Origin of the sequence: Ruegeria sp. HKCCD8929 (assembly GCF_013031405.1) — a bacterium.
Taxonomy (GTDB): domain Bacteria; phylum Pseudomonadota; class Alphaproteobacteria; order Rhodobacterales; family Rhodobacteraceae; genus Ruegeria.
Genome location: NZ_WPZY01000003.1, coordinates 1 through 16,343, shown reverse-complemented (window position 1 = coordinate 16,343; position 16,343 = coordinate 1). Strand labels below are relative to the sequence as shown.

General features: G+C 63.2%; 16 protein-coding genes. 6 read left to right on the top strand and 10 right to left on the bottom strand.

Annotated elements, in window-relative coordinates; genetic code table 11:
- Positions 1 to 299: 299 nt before the first annotated feature.
- Positions 300 to 998: a Hint domain-containing protein gene (locus GOX53_RS05035; protein ID WP_371810253.1), complete on the top strand. Its 699-nt coding sequence runs from the start codon at positions 300 to 302 to the stop codon at positions 996 to 998.
- A 45-nt stretch (positions 999 to 1,043) separates the two neighbouring features.
- Here the strand turns inward: GOX53_RS05035 and GOX53_RS05030 are convergent, their stop codons facing one another.
- The 7 genes from GOX53_RS05030 to GOX53_RS05000 all read right to left on the bottom strand — a co-directional run bounded on the left by GOX53_RS05030 (position 1,044) and on the right by GOX53_RS05000 (position 9,512).
- Entirely contained in the window at positions 1,044 to 1,649 is a 606-nt protein-coding gene (locus GOX53_RS05030; RefSeq protein ID WP_171174069.1) for an NTP transferase domain-containing protein, read from the bottom strand.
- A gap of 31 nt (positions 1,650 to 1,680) precedes the next feature.
- Positions 1,681 to 4,098, bottom strand: coding sequence for an FAD-dependent oxidoreductase (locus GOX53_RS05025; protein ID WP_171174067.1), 2,418 nt, complete (start codon positions 4,096 to 4,098; stop codon positions 1,681 to 1,683).
- Positions 4,099 to 4,252: 154 nt separating this feature from the next.
- A complete protein-coding gene (locus GOX53_RS05020) occupies positions 4,253 to 5,149 on the bottom strand; it encodes a LysR substrate-binding domain-containing protein (protein ID WP_171174065.1) in 897 nt (298 codons plus the stop codon).
- A gap of 354 nt (positions 5,150 to 5,503) precedes the next feature.
- Positions 5,504 to 6,811: an HlyC/CorC family transporter gene (locus GOX53_RS05015; RefSeq protein WP_171174063.1), complete on the bottom strand. Its 1,308-nt coding sequence runs from the start codon at positions 6,809 to 6,811 to the stop codon at positions 5,504 to 5,506.
- Positions 6,812 to 6,886: 75 nt separating this feature from the next.
- A complete protein-coding gene (locus GOX53_RS05010; protein WP_171174060.1) occupies positions 6,887 to 7,831 on the bottom strand; it encodes a tyrosine recombinase in 945 nt (314 codons plus the stop codon).
- Positions 7,832 to 7,834: 3 nt separating this feature from the next.
- Entirely contained in the window at positions 7,835 to 9,355 is a 1,521-nt protein-coding gene (locus GOX53_RS05005) for a hypothetical protein (protein WP_171174058.1), read from the bottom strand.
- The gene (locus GOX53_RS05000) at positions 9,345 to 9,512 is read right to left on the bottom strand and encodes a hypothetical protein (RefSeq protein WP_171174040.1); all 168 of its coding nucleotides are present in this window, start codon (positions 9,510 to 9,512) and stop codon (positions 9,345 to 9,347) included. The genes GOX53_RS05005 and GOX53_RS05000 overlap by 11 nt, the downstream gene beginning before the upstream one ends.
- Positions 9,513 to 9,573: 61 nt before the next feature.
- Between GOX53_RS05000 and GOX53_RS04995 the strand changes: the two genes are divergently transcribed.
- Positions 9,574 to 10,161, top strand: coding sequence for a shikimate kinase (locus GOX53_RS04995; protein ID WP_171174056.1), 588 nt, complete (start codon positions 9,574 to 9,576; stop codon positions 10,159 to 10,161).
- Positions 10,162 to 11,274, top strand: coding sequence for a 3-dehydroquinate synthase (gene aroB / locus GOX53_RS04990; protein WP_171174054.1), 1,113 nt, complete (start codon positions 10,162 to 10,164; stop codon positions 11,272 to 11,274).
- Between the two features lie 31 nt (positions 11,275 to 11,305).
- Here the strand turns inward: aroB and GOX53_RS04985 are convergent, their stop codons facing one another.
- On the bottom strand, positions 11,306 to 12,376 hold the full coding sequence (locus GOX53_RS04985; RefSeq protein ID WP_171174051.1) for a site-2 protease family protein: 1,071 nt from the start codon (positions 12,374 to 12,376) through the stop codon (positions 11,306 to 11,308).
- 18 nt (positions 12,377 to 12,394) lie between these two features.
- Positions 12,395 to 12,898, bottom strand: a complete 504-nt coding sequence (ssb, locus tag GOX53_RS04980; protein WP_171174049.1) for a single-stranded DNA-binding protein — start codon at positions 12,896 to 12,898, stop codon at positions 12,395 to 12,397.
- Between the two features lie 210 nt (positions 12,899 to 13,108).
- Between ssb and GOX53_RS04975 the strand changes: the two genes are divergently transcribed.
- The 3 genes from GOX53_RS04975 (at position 13,109) to GOX53_RS04965 (ending at position 15,864) form a co-directional block, all read left to right on the top strand.
- Entirely contained in the window at positions 13,109 to 13,687 is a 579-nt protein-coding gene (locus tag GOX53_RS04975; protein ID WP_171174048.1) for a lytic transglycosylase domain-containing protein, read from the top strand.
- A 95-nt stretch (positions 13,688 to 13,782) separates the two neighbouring features.
- Entirely contained in the window at positions 13,783 to 14,745 is a 963-nt protein-coding gene (locus tag GOX53_RS04970; protein WP_171174046.1) for a LuxR C-terminal-related transcriptional regulator, read from the top strand.
- 132 nt (positions 14,746 to 14,877) lie between these two features.
- A complete protein-coding gene (locus GOX53_RS04965; RefSeq protein ID WP_171174044.1) occupies positions 14,878 to 15,864 on the top strand; it encodes an MBL fold metallo-hydrolase in 987 nt (328 codons plus the stop codon).
- Between the two features lie 44 nt (positions 15,865 to 15,908).
- Here GOX53_RS04965 and GOX53_RS04960 read toward each other — a convergent pair.
- Positions 15,909 to 16,343: hypothetical protein (locus GOX53_RS04960; RefSeq protein ID WP_217351674.1), on the bottom strand; the 435-nt coding region annotated here is incomplete at its 5' end.

The following is a 16,343-nucleotide window of genomic DNA, read 5'->3' as shown; positions in this document are numbered from 1 at the left end:
GATGCTGGGAACGCCCGCCGCCAGGGTAATGAGGGGGTCATTTGTAGGTTTGGCGGCGGCGTAACCGGGCAGTTCGGATTTCGGAACATGCCTGGGGTTCAAAGCATCCGTGGCAATTGGTGTGTTGGGTGATCGGTCTGGCCTTGACGTTGAGGCCGGACCGACCCGTCCCCGGTTTTTGGTGAAAAGGTCAGTGAGCGGCGAAAACCATTTGTTCGCCCGGGCTGACCGGTCAGGCGCAATTCATGGGCGCCGCTTTGGTGGGAGTTGGCCTCGTGGGGCAATTTGAAAGATCATTGTTGGAAAAATTGAGACAGCCGGACGGTTCTCTGGGGGATGGGCGTTCGGAAGCGTCTGCTGCCGACGAACCCGAAAAAGGTCAGGTCGACACGGGGTCCGGAGCTGAGCGCATTTCGCCCTGCTTTACACCCGGCACCATGATCGCGACACCCAAAGGGGAGCGCCGGGTCGAGGATCTGAAGCCCGGCGACCGCGTGATTACCCGCGACAACGGAATCCAGACCATCAGATGGATCGGCAACACCGTCATCGGCCAGACCCGGTTGCGCTATGCCAGTTATCTGCGGCCGGTGCTGATCCGGCAAGGGGCGCTGGGGAATGGGCTGCCCGAACGTGATACGCTGGTCAGCCCCAATCACCGCGTGCTCGTGTCCGGCGACCAGACCATGTTCGATACAGATGAGCCCGAGGTTTTGGCTGCGGCAAAGCATCTGATCGGGGTGAGGGGGGTGGACGTGGTCGAGGCTTCGAACCTGCGTTACATCCATTTCATGTGTGACCGGCACGAGGTCGTGCTGTCGAACGGCATCTGGGCTGAGAGTTTTCACCCCAGTGTCGAAGCGCTCGCCGGGATGGACAATGCGCAGCGAGGCGAGATCTTTGAACTGTTTCCAGATCTGAAAACCGGTGCCAGACAAAAGCCCCATCCGCTGGCACGCCCGACTGCTGGCAAGCGGCTAGCGCGGCTGGTTTCGTAGGCAGAGTCAGCGCCATTCCGGTATCGTCATCCGGTGCAGCCGGTTCTATTCGTGGGCCTTTTTCCTGTTGCGCCAGTCTTGCCAGTCTGCCGGTGTGTCCAAATCCAGCCGGGCGCGCTGGCCCGGTAGCGGCACCAGATGCACGTTTTCAGGATGTCGTCTGGTGACAGAATGCGCGCCGGTGTCGCCGGTCAACGTTTTCAGTTCGGGAAACAGAGAGCGATGGAAGATCACCGGGTGGCCCGGCTTGCCATCCTCGGTGGCGCCGCGCCAGATTTTGCAAGCCGGGAACTTGCTGACCGCCTGAAGCGTGGTCCGCAGGTCCTCTTCCGTTAGATCGGGCAGGTCGGCCAGCAGGATCATCGCGGCGGGCGTCTGTTCAGGAAGCGCCGCAATGGCGCGGCGCAGGCTGGCATTCATGCCTTCGGCGGCATCCGGGACTTCTATGATCTCCACATCCAAACCGGACAACGCACCGTAGCGGGGATGCGGCTGTGGGGGCAGTGCGACGAAGACCGGCCCGACCTGACGTGCAATCCCGGCGGCGCGGCACAGGAGGGGCATGCCGTCCACCTCCTGCATCAGCTTGTCGGTGCCGCCCATACGGCTGGACTGGCCGGCGGCCAGCAGGATGATGGGTATCTCGCTCATCCCGCCACCTTGGCCCGGCAGGCCGAGCTTGTCACCCGCGCATCCGCGCCCCATCCGCGTCGAAAAGCGGGGTCGAGATCACCCGGGCCTTGCGCATCCGGCCGAGGATTTCGATTTCCACCTCCAGCCCATCCGCCACGCGGTCCGTCGGAAGGAACCCCTGCGCAATCGACTTTTGCGCGTGATGCGAATAGCCGCCCGAAGTGCAGAAACCGACCACTTCGCCGTCCAGCCAGATCGGTTCATAGGCGTTCACATCCGCGTCGTCGGCATCGACCTCGAAAGCCACCAACTTGCGGGCGGTGCCTGCTTCGCGCTCGGCTTCCGCTGCGGCGCGGCCGATGAAATCGGCGTTCTTCTTGAAGGAAATGAACCGGTCCAGCCCGGTCTCGGCGGCGGTGTAATCCGGCGAGAACTCGGCCATCCACGAGCCAAAGAACTTGTCCAGTCGCAGGCTCATCATCGCGCGCATGCCGAAGGGGACCATGCCGTGGGGCTGGCCCGCCTGCCACAGCGTCCACCAGAGCTGTCGCTGGGCCATTGGATCACAATAGATCTCGTACCCCAGATCGCCGGTGTAGCTGACGCGCTGCACGATGCAGTCGGTCATGCCGATGGTCATCCCGCGTACATCCATGAAACGTATGTCGCTGATGTCAGTTCGGGTACAGGCGGCAAGCACTTCGCGCGCCTTGGGGCCCGCGATCTGGAACCCGTTCCGCTTGTCGCTGATATTTTCGATACTTACGCCGCTCTCTGCATGTTGCAGGAACCAACGCATGTGGAAGGCCTGACTGCCGTAGGAGGCGGTGAGCTGGAACTCGTCCTCGCTCAGGCAGGAGACGGTGAAATCGCCGATCAGCTTGCCCTTGGGCGACAGCATCGGAGTGAGGCTAAGGCGCCCCGGCTGTGGAATGCGGCCCGCCATGATCCGGTCCAGCCACGCCCGCGCGCCTGCACCTTTGATCAGGTATTTGCCGAAATTGTGGACCTCGTTGATGCCCACGCCCTCGCGCACTCGGTGCACTTCGCGGCCCGTGGCCTCGAACGCGTCCGAGCGGCGGAAGGACGGGGTCTCAAATCCCGGCTCGCCCTCTTGTGCGAAGTAATTCACCACCTCCAGCCCGTATTGCTGGCCCCAGACTGCGCCCATGTCGGAGAAGACGTCATACATGGGCGTGGTGCGGTTGGGTCGCGCGGCGGGCAGTTCCTCGTTCGGGTAAGCGACCGAGAAGCGTTTCTGGTAGTTCTCGATCACCTTGGGCCGCGTGTAGCCGGGGCTGATCCAGTCGCCGAAGCGGGCAACATCCATGGCCATCACGTCGCGCTCGGGCTCGCCCTCGATCATCCACTGCGCCAGTGTCAGGCCGACACCTCCGCCCTGTGAGAACCCGGCCATGACGCCGCAGGCCGACCAGTAGTTGCGCACGCCGGGGACCGGGCCGACCAGAGGGTTGCCGTCCGGCGCAAAGGTGAAGGGGCCGTGGATCACCGATTTCACACCCGCTTCGGCCAGCACCGGAAAGCGGCGATAGGCGAACTCGATCGAGTCGGTGATCTTGTCATAGTCATCGGGCAGCAGTTCGTGCCCGAACCCCCAGGGCGTGCCATCCACCGCCCAGGGCTTGCAGGGCTGTTCGTAAAAGCCGATGCACAGCCCGCGCCCCTCTTGCCGCAGATAGCTTTCGCCCGCCGGGTCCATCACATGCGGATGTTCGCCGCCCGCGTCGATGATCGCCTCGATCTGGGGGATGTTGTCGGTGACCAGATACTGATGCTCCATCGGGTGCAGGGGGAAGTAGATGCCTGCCATCGCGCCAACCTCGCGCGCCCAGAGACCGCCCGCGTTGACCACATGCTCGGCATGGATGGTGCCCTTGTCTGTGACCACGTCCCAGGTGCCGTCCGCACGCTGGTTGGTCTCACGCACCATGCAGTGGGTCTCGATGCTGGCGCCGCCCATGCGCGCGGCCTTGGCATAGGCGTGGGTGGTGCCGGATGGGTCGAGATGACCGTCGAGCGGATCGTAGAGCGCGCCGAGGATGCCGTCGGTGTTGGTGATCGGGGCGATCTTCCTGATCTCATCGGGGCCGACGATTTCGGTTTCCAGCCCCATGAACCGGTGCTTGGCGCGTTCGGCCAGCAGCATGTCGAACCGGTCCTGATTGTCGGCCAGCGTCACCCCGCCCACATGGTGCAGACCACAGGACATGCCGGTCAGCTCTTCCAATTCCTTGTAGAGCCGGATCGTATACCCCTGAAGCGCCGCCATGTTGGTGTCGCCGTTGAGCGTGTGAAACCCGCCGGCGGCGTGCCAGGTGGATCCGGACGTCAGTTCGGAGCGTTCCAGCAGCATCACATCGGACCAACCGAGCTTGGTCAGATGGTAAAGCACGGAACAGCCGACAACACCGCCGCCAATGACGGCCACACGCGTGGTGGTTTTCAACAGATCACTCCTTGTATGCCATGCGGGGAAGTTTGCGCGGCGCATGGGTGTCTGCAAGATGGTTTACGACAGAATGTGTCGTTTTGTGCCGCTTGGGGAGTGAGTTGCCGCATTGGTTGCGTCCTCTGCCGTCGGTCCAAGACAGATGGTTCACTCATGTATCGAGCGCGGCCACTTCGCCTTCGATCCAAGTCCTGAACCGTTTTGTTTTCAATGAGTTTCGGTGGGTTTCAGGAAAGACAAGCCAGTAACCGCTGCCATCATCGCAGACGAGGTCGAAGGGCTGAACGAGCTGGCCACGGCTGAGTTCGTTTTGGAAGAAAGCGGGCGTCAGCATCGCAACGCCCTGTCCGGCGATTGCGGCGTTGGCTTCAAGAACCTGTGGGCCGACCTGTTGCCGGGGCCGGTCGGGAAAGTCGCCGTCATCCAGCCCGGCCGCTGTAAACCAGAGTTTCCACCAAGGGTCCGCATCCGACAGGATAGGTAGTTTCAGAAGGTCCGCAGGCTCCCGGATACTGCCGATACTGTCCAAAAGTTCGGGGCTGAGCATGGGCGTGAACCGAACCGGCATCAAAAGGTGGCTGATCAGTCCCGGCCAAGGTCCGTGGCCGCCGCGAACGGCGACGTCAAACCCGTCCGAGGCGAGGTCGGACAAGTGTTCGCTGAGTTCGACACGAACGGCGATCTTGGGGTTCTGCAACTGAAACGTACCAAGCCGCTGGGCCAGGAAATTGGTGCCGAAGGTCGGGATCACGCTGACCGCGAGTGTCTCCTGCGAAAGCCCCTTTGCTTCTGAAAACGCATCGCTCAAGACATCAAGCGCCTCTGACACGCGGGCCGCGAATTTCGATCCGACGGGCGACAGTTCGACCCCGCGTGCCTGCCTCAGGAAGAGCGGTGCGCCGACCCGTTCTTCCAGCACTTTGATCTGATAGCTGACGGCGGCCTGTGTCATCCCCAGTTTCGACGCGGCCAGGGTGAAGTTTTTGCAGCGCGCCGCCTCTTCGAAGACTCTCACAGAGGCCAGAGGAGGAAGAGGGGATCGCGACATTGATAAGCTCTCTTTATGCCTGTGCCTGGAGTTCAATTGGAATTCATGACCCCGGAACGCCAGACTTGATTGCAGATCCAGTCAAGGAGCATCGTCAGGATGGTCAAGGTTTTACAGAAAATTGCGTTGATCTTCAATCGAATCCGCCGAAGATGTGGCAAGGTCGACAAGCGAGCCCACGGGCGTCTCCGGTTACAGCATTGGTCTACTCATATGAAAAAAGACATAGGAATCATTGATGAGCCGGATCCGCCAGAACGCGTGCGGTTTTCTGTCATGACGAGGTTTTGACGATGGCTGCGGGAACCCGGGTCTTTGCAGGCTATGCCCTGTCAGGCCCGGCAGATCCCGGAGTTACAGCGGTCGGATCTTCAGTGCAGTGACCCGGTTGCCTTCGCGCGCGGTGACCTCAAACCGGAAACCGTGGAAGGCAAAGACCTGACCGACGGTCGGGATCATCTGCGCCTCGTGGATCACCAATCCGGCCACCGTGTTGGCCTCTTCATCCGGCAGGGTCCAATCCATGGTGCGGTTGAGGTCGCGGATCGTCATTGCGCCCTCGACCAGGAACTGGCCGTCCTCGGTGCGGGTCACCGGCACCTCATCGGGCAGGTCGAACTCGTCGGCGATCTCGCCCACGATCTCTTCCAGAATGTCCTCGAGCGTGATTAGCCCCTGCAGCGAGCCGTATTCGTCCACCACCAGCGCGAAATGGCCGCGCATGCGCAGGAACTCCCGCATCTGGTCGTCCAGCGTGGTGGTGTCGGGCACGAAGTATGGAGGGTTCGCGACCTTGGCCACGTCGAACTGTTTCAGCCGGTCGGCATCGCCCTCGGCGCCGCCGACCTCGGCATACATGGAGCGGAACAGATCCTTGGCGTGGACCACACCGATGATGTTTTCCTGTTCGTCGCGAAAGACCGGCAGGCGGGTGTGCGAGCTTTGCAGGCATTGCTGCAGGATCGCCTCGGGGTCCTCATTGGCGTCGATCATCTCGATCTTCGAGCGGTGCAGCATGATCTCATCCACCGTCCGGTCGCCCAGATCAAGTGCGCCGAGGATGCGGTCACGGTCTTCTTTCTCGACCACGCCTTCGGAATGGCCAAGCTGGATGGCGCCCGCAATCTCTTCGCGCACGGCCAGAATGTGGCTGTCCGGGTCGATGCGCACGCCGAATAGGCTCAGCACGCCGCGTACCAGCAGGCGGACGGCGGCGACGATCGGAGAGAACAGGGTGACGATCAGGCCGATGACCGGGGCCACGGCGGCGGCGGCCTTTTCGGCATTGGTGATGGCGTAGGTCTTGGGCAGGACCTCGGCAAAGATCAGCACCAGCAGGGTCATCACCAGCGTCGCCAGCGCCACGCCGCTTTCGCCGAAAAGCCGGGTGAACAGCGCCGTGGCCAGCGACGCGGCGAGGATGTTGACCAGGTTGTTGCCCAGCAGGACCGAGCCGATCAGCCGTTCATTGTCGTCGGTGATGTCCAGCGCCTTTTGCGCCCCGCGCGACCCCTTGTCGGCCTGCGCCCTGAGCTTTCCCCGGGACGAGGCGGTCAGCGCGGTTTCCGAGCCCGAGAAAAATCCCGAAAGAACAAGCAGAAACAGAATTGCGCCCGCTGTGATCCAGAAGGCGCTGTCGATTGCGGTAGAGGTCGGGTCCATCGGTCCTTGGTTATCCTTGGTGTTGCCTCCGTTATGGGGGCGCGGCTGTGCCCGATCAAGGGGTTAGCCCCGGATTCAGTCCTTGTCCTTGGCCAGCGGATGGTGTGCCAGCACCAGTTCGGCCAGCCGTTCGTCCAGCACATGGGTGTAGATCTCGGTCGTGGCCACATCCGCATGGCCCAAGAGCGTCTGGATCGAGCGCAGATCGGCACCATTGGCCAGCAAGTGGGTGGCAAAAGCGTGGCGCAGCGTGTGAGGCGTCACCTTGTTGGGCGATACGCCACCCTGAACCGCCAGTTCCTTGATCAGCAGATAAAACCGGTGACGGGTCAGGTGCCCGGATTTGCCGCGCGAGGGGAACAGGAATTTCGAGGGTTGCGCGCCTTTGGCCGTGGCCTGGTCTTCGGCCTCGTCGCGGGTGGTCAGCCAGACCGCCAGAGCTTCACGGGCAGGCGGCGACAGCGGCACCATGCGCTCCTTGTCGCCTTTGCCGAGGATCAGCAGCATCCGCGGATCGCCTCGTGCGGCAGACACCGGCAGCGAGACCAGTTCGCTCACCCGCATGCCGGTGGCATAAAGCAGTTCCATCAGGCAGGTGTTGCGCAGCCGATCTGCCTGCGACCGCCCGGTGACGCGGGCTGCCTCCAGCAGGCGGTCCACTTCGATGACATCCAGCGTCTTGGGCAGGCGCTTGTCGCGCCCCGGCCCCTTGATCTGGATCGCCGGATTGGACTCGCGCCAGCCTTCCTCGAAGGCGAAACGGTAGATCTGCTTGATCGCCGATAGCCTGCGGGCGCGTGTCGAGCGGGCCAGCCCCTGCGCATCGCAGTCGATCAGATAGGCCTCGACCAGATCGCGGTCGGCCTCGCCAAAGCCCGAGCCTTTGCGCGTCAGCCAGTTCGCGAAATCCTTGAGGTCGCGGCCATAGGCCAGCAGCGTGTTGTTGGCTGCGCCCAGCTCAGCCGCCTGCGCCTCGAGAAAGGTCGAAATCCATTGTTCCTGTGTGCCGGGGCCACCCATCGTTCAGGCCTTGTCCAGGATCATCAACTGCAGCGCGGCGCGTCGGGCGGTGTCTTCAAGTCCGATCTGTCGGAACACTGCCAACGCGCCGGTCAGATCTCCGTGATTGCCGCGCGCGCCGCTGGCGAAAAGTTGCATGGATTCCAGAATAGCCTCACCCAGACGCCCGTCGGCCAGCAAGGTCCGCACGTCCTCGGGCATCGGCGGGGTCTCGGCGAAGCCGTCCGAGATCGCCTCGGCCATATGCGACGGGGCAGGGGTGCGGGCGGGCTCGCCCTGCGCCAGTGCCGCCAGATATCCGGCCTCGCCGGAGCCGTTCGGCGGTGTCTGCGCGGCATCCTCGTAGTAGCTTGAGAGCAGGCGGATGCGCCACAGCAGGTCCGCTGCCGCCGGGTCGGGCAGGTCCTGTCCGGCGAGCTTGTCGGCGAACAATTCGGCAAATGGGACTTCGAGGCCTGCATTTTGCATCGCGGCCCAGACCGCGGGCAGTGCCTTCGAAATGGCCGCCGGATTGCCGGTGGACAGTGCCGTTTCGAAGCGCTGCATGGCGGCGACACGGTCCCAGATGCCTCCCGATGCGGCAGGTTGCCGTTCGGTGTAAAGCCCCAGCAAATGGTTCGGCGTCAGTGCCCCGATGCGGGTCAGACGCTCGGCGGCCTCGAGCTGCGCCTTCCACCCGGCCACATCGCGCAGATCGGCAGTGGCAAAGGCGCGCGGCAGTGAGGCGGTGGGCAGGCGCTCGCCAATCGTCTCGAACAGGCGGAAGGTCAGCGGGTCGGGATGGGCCGGCAGCGGTAGCGGCGGTGCGTCCTCGAACAGACCGGGGCTGAGGAAGCGATCGAGCAGCGCCAGTTGGTCGCGCGGCAGCAGTTCCAGCGCATGCGCGGCCTCGAGCGTCAGGGCCGCCGATTCCCAGTCGCCGCGCCGGGCCTTGCAGAAGATCTGCGCTGAATAGTTGCGCGACAGGTATGGCTGGGCGGTGAGCGCCGAGCAGCTCCGGTCCTCGTCCCCGGTCAACAGGGTGGCGTCGAACCAGCGGCGGAAGCGGTCTGTGCTGTCGGTCGGCCCCGCCAGTTGCACCAGCGCCTGCGCCGGGTCGGTGGCGCCCAACTGCATCAACCGGTCGAGCCGGGCCAGCAGCAGTGCCTCATCCGCGCGGGGGCCGGTTGGGGGGCGGGATTCGGAGAGAAGCAGGGTGAAGAGCAGCCGCTGCATCGCCGGGTTTTCGCGCACCGGCACATCCGCGATCAACTCGGAAATCCGCGCCGGATCGCTGCCGCGCCACAGATCCACCGGCAGGCCGGTCACGCTGGTGGAAACGAGCCCCAGGGGAGGCTTGAGTTCCTCAAGCGGTGTCACCTCAATCTCGGGGCGCAGACCGGTCTCGGTCACCGGCGGCTCGAGCAGTACCGTGCCCGGCAGGTTCTCGGGAGGCTCGGTCAGCCAGTCGATGGCAGAGAGGGGGTCTTGCGCCAAGGCCGGAGTGGTCAAACACAGCGCGATCAGCGCCGTTCTAGTCCACATCCAACGTCACCGGTTGACGGACTTCATTCTTGGGCGCCGAAAAATCCGCCCCGAAAAACGGCCCGACATAGGCGTAGCCAACCAGCCCTATGAAACACAGACATAAGACGTAAATCAGGAATTTGATCAGACGGCCCATCATTTTACGCTGCCCCATTTTACTCTTTTGGCCAAGTTATAACTGGCAATTTTCCCAAGATCACGTCATTCACGGTGAAATGAGCGAAATTAAGCATAACGCACCCGTCGCCGCCACAGCGCAGGACTATGTGCTGCATAAAACGGTGGTCATGGTGGGCATGATGGGCGCGGGCAAGACCGCCGTGGGTCGGGCGCTGGCCGCGCGGCTGGGGGTGCCGTTTCTCGATAGCGATGCCGAGATCGAATCGGCGGCCAACATGACCATCCCCGAGATCTTTGAGCGCGATGGCGAGCCGTTTTTTCGACAGAAGGAAAGCCAGGTGATCGGGCGGCTGCTGAGCGAGAAGCGCGGCATTCTGTCGACCGGTGGTGGCGCGTTCCTGTCGCCCGAGAACCGTCGGATGATCTCGAAACAGGGCGCCTCGCTGTGGCTGCGCGCCGATCTCGAGGTGCTGTGGAACCGGGTCCGGCACAAGGACACGCGGCCGCTGCTGCGCACCGCGAACCCGCATGCGACGTTGCGCGCGCTGTATGAGGCGCGGGTGCCGGTCTATGCCGAGGCCGATCTGATCGCCGAGTCCGATGGCGAAACCTCGATCGAAACGATGGTGGACCGGGTGGTGGCCGCGCTGCTGACCCGTCCGGACGTGTTGGAACGGAAATAGATGCATCAGACCGTACATGTCGAACTGGGCGCGCGCTCTTACGATGTCGAGATCGGCCCGGATTTGCTGGCCGAGGCGGGCACACGGATTGCGCCGTTGCTCAAGCGGCCCCGGGTAGCGGTGCTGACAGACGAGACGGTGGCGGGCTTGCATCTGGATGGTTTGCGCGACGGGCTGGGCCGCGCGGGCATCGAGATGGTGTCGCTGGCACTGCCTGCGGGTGAGGCCACCAAGGGCTGGCCGCAACTCGAGCGTGCGGTCGAGTGGCTGCTCGCCGAAAAGGTCGAGCGGCGCGATGTGGTGGTGGCCTTTGGCGGCGGCGTGATTGGCGATCTGGCCGGTTTTGCGGCCGCTGTGTTGCGGCGCGGAGTGCGGTTTGTGCAGATCCCGACCTCGCTGCTGGCGCAGGTGGACAGTTCCGTGGGCGGCAAGACCGGCATCAATGCGCCGCAGGGCAAGAACCTGATCGGTGCGTTTCATCAACCCTCGCTGGTGCTGGCCGATACTGCTGTTCTGGGCACACTGACCGCGCGCGACTTCTTGGCCGGTTACGGTGAGGTGGTGAAATACGGGCTGCTGGGCGATGCCCGGCTCTTTGACTGGCTCGAAAGACAAGGTCCGGTGCTGGCTGCCGGAGACATGGAGGCCCGGGTGCAAGCGGTGACGCGCTCGGTGCAGATGAAGGCCGATATCGTGGCACGGGACGAGACCGAGCAGGGGGACCGGGCGCTTTTGAACCTGGGGCACACGTTCTGCCATGCGCTGGAGGCCGCAACGGGCTATTCCGACCGGCTGCTGCATGGCGAGGGCGTGGCCATAGGCTGCGCGCTGGCCTTTGAGCTGTCGGCGCGTCTGGGCCTGTGTTCGCAGGAGGACCCGAGCCGCGTGCGCGCGCACCTGCAGGCGATGGGGATGAAGACCGATCTGGCCGATATTCCGGGCGATCTGCCGGGCGCCGAAGCGCTGGTCGATCTGATGGCGCAGGACAAGAAGGTGGTTGATGGCCAGCTCCGGTTCATCCTCGCGCGCGGGATCGGGCAGGCTTTCGTGACCTCGGACGTGCCGCGCGAGGCGGTGCTGTCCGTGCTTGAGGATGCGCTGGCAACTTGTTGACTTTGTTGATGCCTGCTTCGGCACGTCGAACTCAGCGGCCCCGGATCACCATCAGCTCGCCGACATTTTCGCGGGTGATATAGCCCAGCATCTGCCCGCTTTCGGCACAGACGGCCACCGCGGGGGCGCCTTTGTGCAGCGCGTCCAACACGGTTTCCAGACCGGTGGTCAGCCGCACCTGCGGGATGTCCTTATCCATGACCGAGGTGGCCGGGTCCGAGAGCGGATGATCCCCCGCCAGCGCTGCAAACAGCCGCGCGCGGGTGACAAAACCCAGCAGCGCGCCTGTGCCGTCAAGGACCGGAAATTCGTGCTGTGTGGTGTGGATGACCGCCTGCGCTGCCGTGTTCAGGCTGTCCTGCGGCGACAGCGCCTCGAAACTGGTGATCATCGCGTCGCGGGCCAGCAGGCGGCGGGCGACGGCGCGCATGGCGACATCCTGACTTTCCGCATTGGCGGCGATGAACACGAAGAGCGCGATCAGCACCAGCACCGGATTGCCCGAGCTCAGGCCTGCAAAGCCTAGCAGAAACGCCACGAACTGCCCGGCAAAGGCGGCGGTGCGGGTGGCGGTCACCCGATCCATGGTCAGGCAGAGCAGGGCGCGGAACACGCGCCCGCCATCCATCGGAAAGGCCGGGATCATGTTGAACACCGCCAGGAACAGATTGACCAGCGCCAGACGGCTGAGAAAGTCGAGATCGGTGGAGTCGATCCGCGCCAGCGCCTCGAGCGGCATTCCGGCGCCGATGATCATCAATGCGGCCCAGATCACCACGTTCACCGCCGGACCCGCCAACGCCACCATCACCTCTTGCAGCGGTTTTTCCGGCATCCGCTCCAGCCGGGCCAGCCCGCCGATGGGCAATAGGGTGATGTCGGGGGTCAGGATGCCATAGCGCCGCGCCATCAGGGCATGGCCGAACTCATGCGCGACCACGCAGGCAAAGAGCGCCAGAACAAAGACGACGTTCTCGATGGCCGCAGGCATTCCGCCGTCGGAATAGGCCGCAAAACCGACCCAGGCGAGCAGCAGGAAAAAGGTGACATGGACCCTCAGTTCCGACCCTAACAGGCGGCCGAGTGAGAAGGACCATGTCATGATATCCCTCCGGTCAGATCAGAACGGGATCTCGTCGTCGTCGATCCCGCCCGAGGCCGGAGCCGGAGAACCGGACGGCGCGCCATAGGGATCGCCCTGCGGGCCGCTGTCATAGCCGCCACCGTAGCTGCCACCCTGGCCACCGCCATATCCGCCGCCGCCGCCTTCGCCACGGCTGTCGAGCAGCGTCAGCTCTCCGCGATAGGGGCGCAGCACCACCTCGGTCGAATAGCGGTCCTGGCCGGACTGATCCTGCCATTTGCGGGTTTCCAGCTGGCCTTCGAGATAGACCTTCGACCCCTTGCGCAGGTATTGCTCGGCGATCCGCGCCAGCGGTTCCGAGAAGATCGCGACCGAGTGCCACTCGGTCCGTTCGCGGCGTTCGCCGGTATTGCGGTCTTTCCAGGTCTCGGATGTGGCGATGCGCAGGTTGCACACCTTGCCGCCGTTCTGGAACGACCGCACCTCGGGATCGCGGCCCAGATTTCCGACCAGAATGACTTTGTTGACTGAGCCAGCCATGAAGTTCCCCGTAATTATTGTCTCGATGTCCCGAATCTGAACGATCCGTCCACGTGACAGTACCGGCCTGATTTAGGCTGCGCCATGGTTAAAACATCGTTCACGACGACACAGACTGTCACAGATTTGACCTGCCCGGACCCGCGATGCTTCCCATCTGGGCGAAAAACCCTATACTCCCGCCGGAGGTTCAACGACCAGGTTATAAGAATGCGCAGGTTTTTTAGCGGGTTTACAGTTGTTTCTTTGATCCTGACGGCAGCGCCGGCATATGCCGACATGTTCGGAACCAAGAACCGTCGCGACATCTTCCGCAATCAGGCCAAGTTCCTCGATACCCGTGGCGCCAGCCAGTATCGGGATTCCAAACGGCTCAGGCCGCCCTCGGCCAATGGCACGTTCGACAAGCGCTATGCGGGCAAGTATCGCGGCCAGTACCTGCAGATGGCGCGGGATGCCGCACGGCGCCACAATGTGCCCGAAGAGCTGTTTCTGCGCCTGGTGCAGCAGGAATCGGGCTGGAACCCGCACGCCAAGTCGCACAAGGGGGCACTGGGGCTGGCGCAGCTGATGCCGGGAACGGCGCGAGCATTGGGGGTGAACCCGAAGGACCCGTATCAGAACCTCGATGGCGGCGCGCGCTATCTGGCGCGCCAGTACCGCAAGTTCAAATCCTGGCGTCTGGCGCTGGCGGCCTATAATGCGGGCCCCGAGGCGGTGCAGAAATACGGCGGCGTGCCGCCCTATGCCGAGACCAAGAATTACGTCAAGAAGATCTGGGGCAGCTGATACGACGCTGCGCGGCAGCGTGGGCCGTGCTTGATCGGTGGTTCGGTGGCCTCCTACACTTTTACCTGCCCCAAAGCCGCAGGTGAGTGCCCGTGATGACTTCCGACAGGCCCGACATTCCAAGCGAAACGCTCGCCAACTGGCAGCGGCTGGTGGATCTGGTTGCCCAGCTTGCGGATGTCCCGGCCAGCCTGATCATGAAGACCGAGGCACCGGATCATGCGGTGCTCGTGACCTCGGACCACCCCGACAATCCCTATCCGCAGGGGATGGCGTTCCGCCTGCACCCCAAGCTCTATTGTCAGGGAGTGTTTCAGCGCGATGGGGAACTGGTGGTCGAGGATGCCTCCTGCGATCCGGACTGGCGCGACAATGAGGACATGGAGCACGGCATGTCCTTTTACATCGGTCTGCCGCTCAAATGGCCCGATGGTTCGATCTTTGGCACCATCTGCGTGCTGGACCGCCAGCGCAACCGGCGGGCGCTTTTGTTCCGCGAGGGGCTGGCCCAGTTCGCGCGGCTGGTCGAGGCGGATTTGGCTTTGCTGCAAGAGGTTTACCTGCGTCGTGAGTTAGAGCGGAAGCTGAACGAGACGCTGGCGCATCTGGAGGCCCGCGTGGACGGGCGCACGCGGGAATTGCGCGAGGCCAACACCGCCCTGCGGGTGCTGTTGAGCAGTGTCGAGGATGACCGCAAGCATCGCGATGCCGAGGTTCTGGCGCAGGTGCGGGGCATGGTGCTGCCCTATCTCGACAAGCTGGGCGATCACCTGGGGCAGGCCGAGCCGCAGCGCACCTATCTGGATCTGGCGCAGCGGAACCTGCGCGAGATCACGTCCACCATGTCCGACAAGCTGTCGGATGCGTTCTCGGTGATGACGCCGACCGAGATCGAGATTGCCCAGATGGTGATGTCCGGCAAGACCACCAAGGACATTGCGCGGGCACTGTCGCGCGAGACCTCGACCATTGACTTCCATCGCAACAATATCCGGCGCAAGCTGGGTCTGGGCGGGCGCGGGCAGAACCTGCGCAGCCATCTGCTCGCGATTTCGTGAACGTTGAATATGGGGATCACCCCCCTATTTCCCCCCGATTTTTTCGGTCTGAGCAAGGGGTTTCGCCCTTGCTAGCCTGTTTGCGACGGCCCTTTGGGGCTGCTCACTCACACGAACAGGGAGGCAAGAACAATGGATCGAAAGGATCTCAAACCCACGCTGCTCAAGGGCGGACAGGATGATCTGGCACCGGGGCTGTCGCGCCGGTCCTTCTTCATGGCGGCGGGCGCCGCCGGGGTCGGGGCAGGGTCGGCGCTGGTTGGGGCCCAACCGGCGCAGGCGCAGTCGCAGGCCTGGAAACAGCCGGGCAACAACAACCATGTGATCGATCTGCAGGGCTCGACCGGGCAGGCCAGCACCGGGGTCGTCGGCATCGACTTTTACGGCCATTGCGCAATCAAGATCACCTCGCCCGGTGGTGCCACCGTGCTGTTCGACCCGTGGCGCGACGATCCTTCGGGCGCGTGGGGGCTGTGGTTCAAGAACGAGTTCCCGCAGATCCCGGTGGATATCACCATGTCGACCCATGCCCATTTCGATCATGACGCCATCGAGCGGCCAAGCTCGACCATGGTGCTGGACCGGATGGTTGGGAATTTCGAGTTCGCCGATCTCAAGATCACCGGGTTCGCCGACAAGCACGCCTGCGTGGCACCGGGTTGGTACAGTTGGACCGACGCGCTGGCCGAGTTCGGCGTCAATGCCTGTCCGCCGGACAATGTGGGCCACATGGACATGGTGGTCTATCTGGTCGAGACGGGCGGCATCCGCACCTTGATCTGGGGCGACAACCGGCACAATCCGCCGCAGGAGTTCTGGGATGCCATCGGTCAGGTAGACGTGCTGACCCTGCCGGTCGACGGCTCGCAGCACATTCTGAGCTATGAGATGGGCAACGACATCGTGGCAAAGCTGCAGCCCAAGGTGATCATCCCGACCCATTACCTGAACGAGACCACATCCTATACGCTGACCACGCTGCAGGCGGCGGATGAATGGGTGAAAAGCCAGCAAAGCTATCAGATGCTGGATAGCGCTTCGCTGAGCCTGGAGGCGGGCGAAGTACAGGGGATGAACGGCGAGTTCTTGTATTTCGGCAATCATGCACTGCAGGGCTGAAGCGCCATTGCAAACAGCCAGCCTGTATCCCGGGCTGGCCTCTTTCAGTCGAACGAAAGCGAGAACCCGTCCGCGATCACAAACGGCGCGCGAAAGCCGTCGGCGATGTAGTAGTAGAGCCCCTGTTCGACGTCGTGAGCGATCGAAAAACATCCCCATTCCGGCGTTGCCCACAGCCCGACCCAGCTGGAGCAATATTGGTCATCCTCAATCTTGTAGCGCGCTTCGGACGGGACGGCGTCGCCTTTCTTGATCCACAAGGTCAAACCAGACTCGGCGAAATACTGGCGCGTATGGGTGCCGAAATGAATGCCTTCGACCGTCTGTCCGACCAACAGCTCTTGGATCTGCTGAGTGGTCAGCGGGGTTTCTTCCGCATGGAGAGCGGGTGCCATTCCAAGCGCGACGGTCAGCGCCACGATTCTAGGGTCAGGATGCATTGATTTTCGCTGCTCTGCGTGATTCACGGCTCGGAAAAC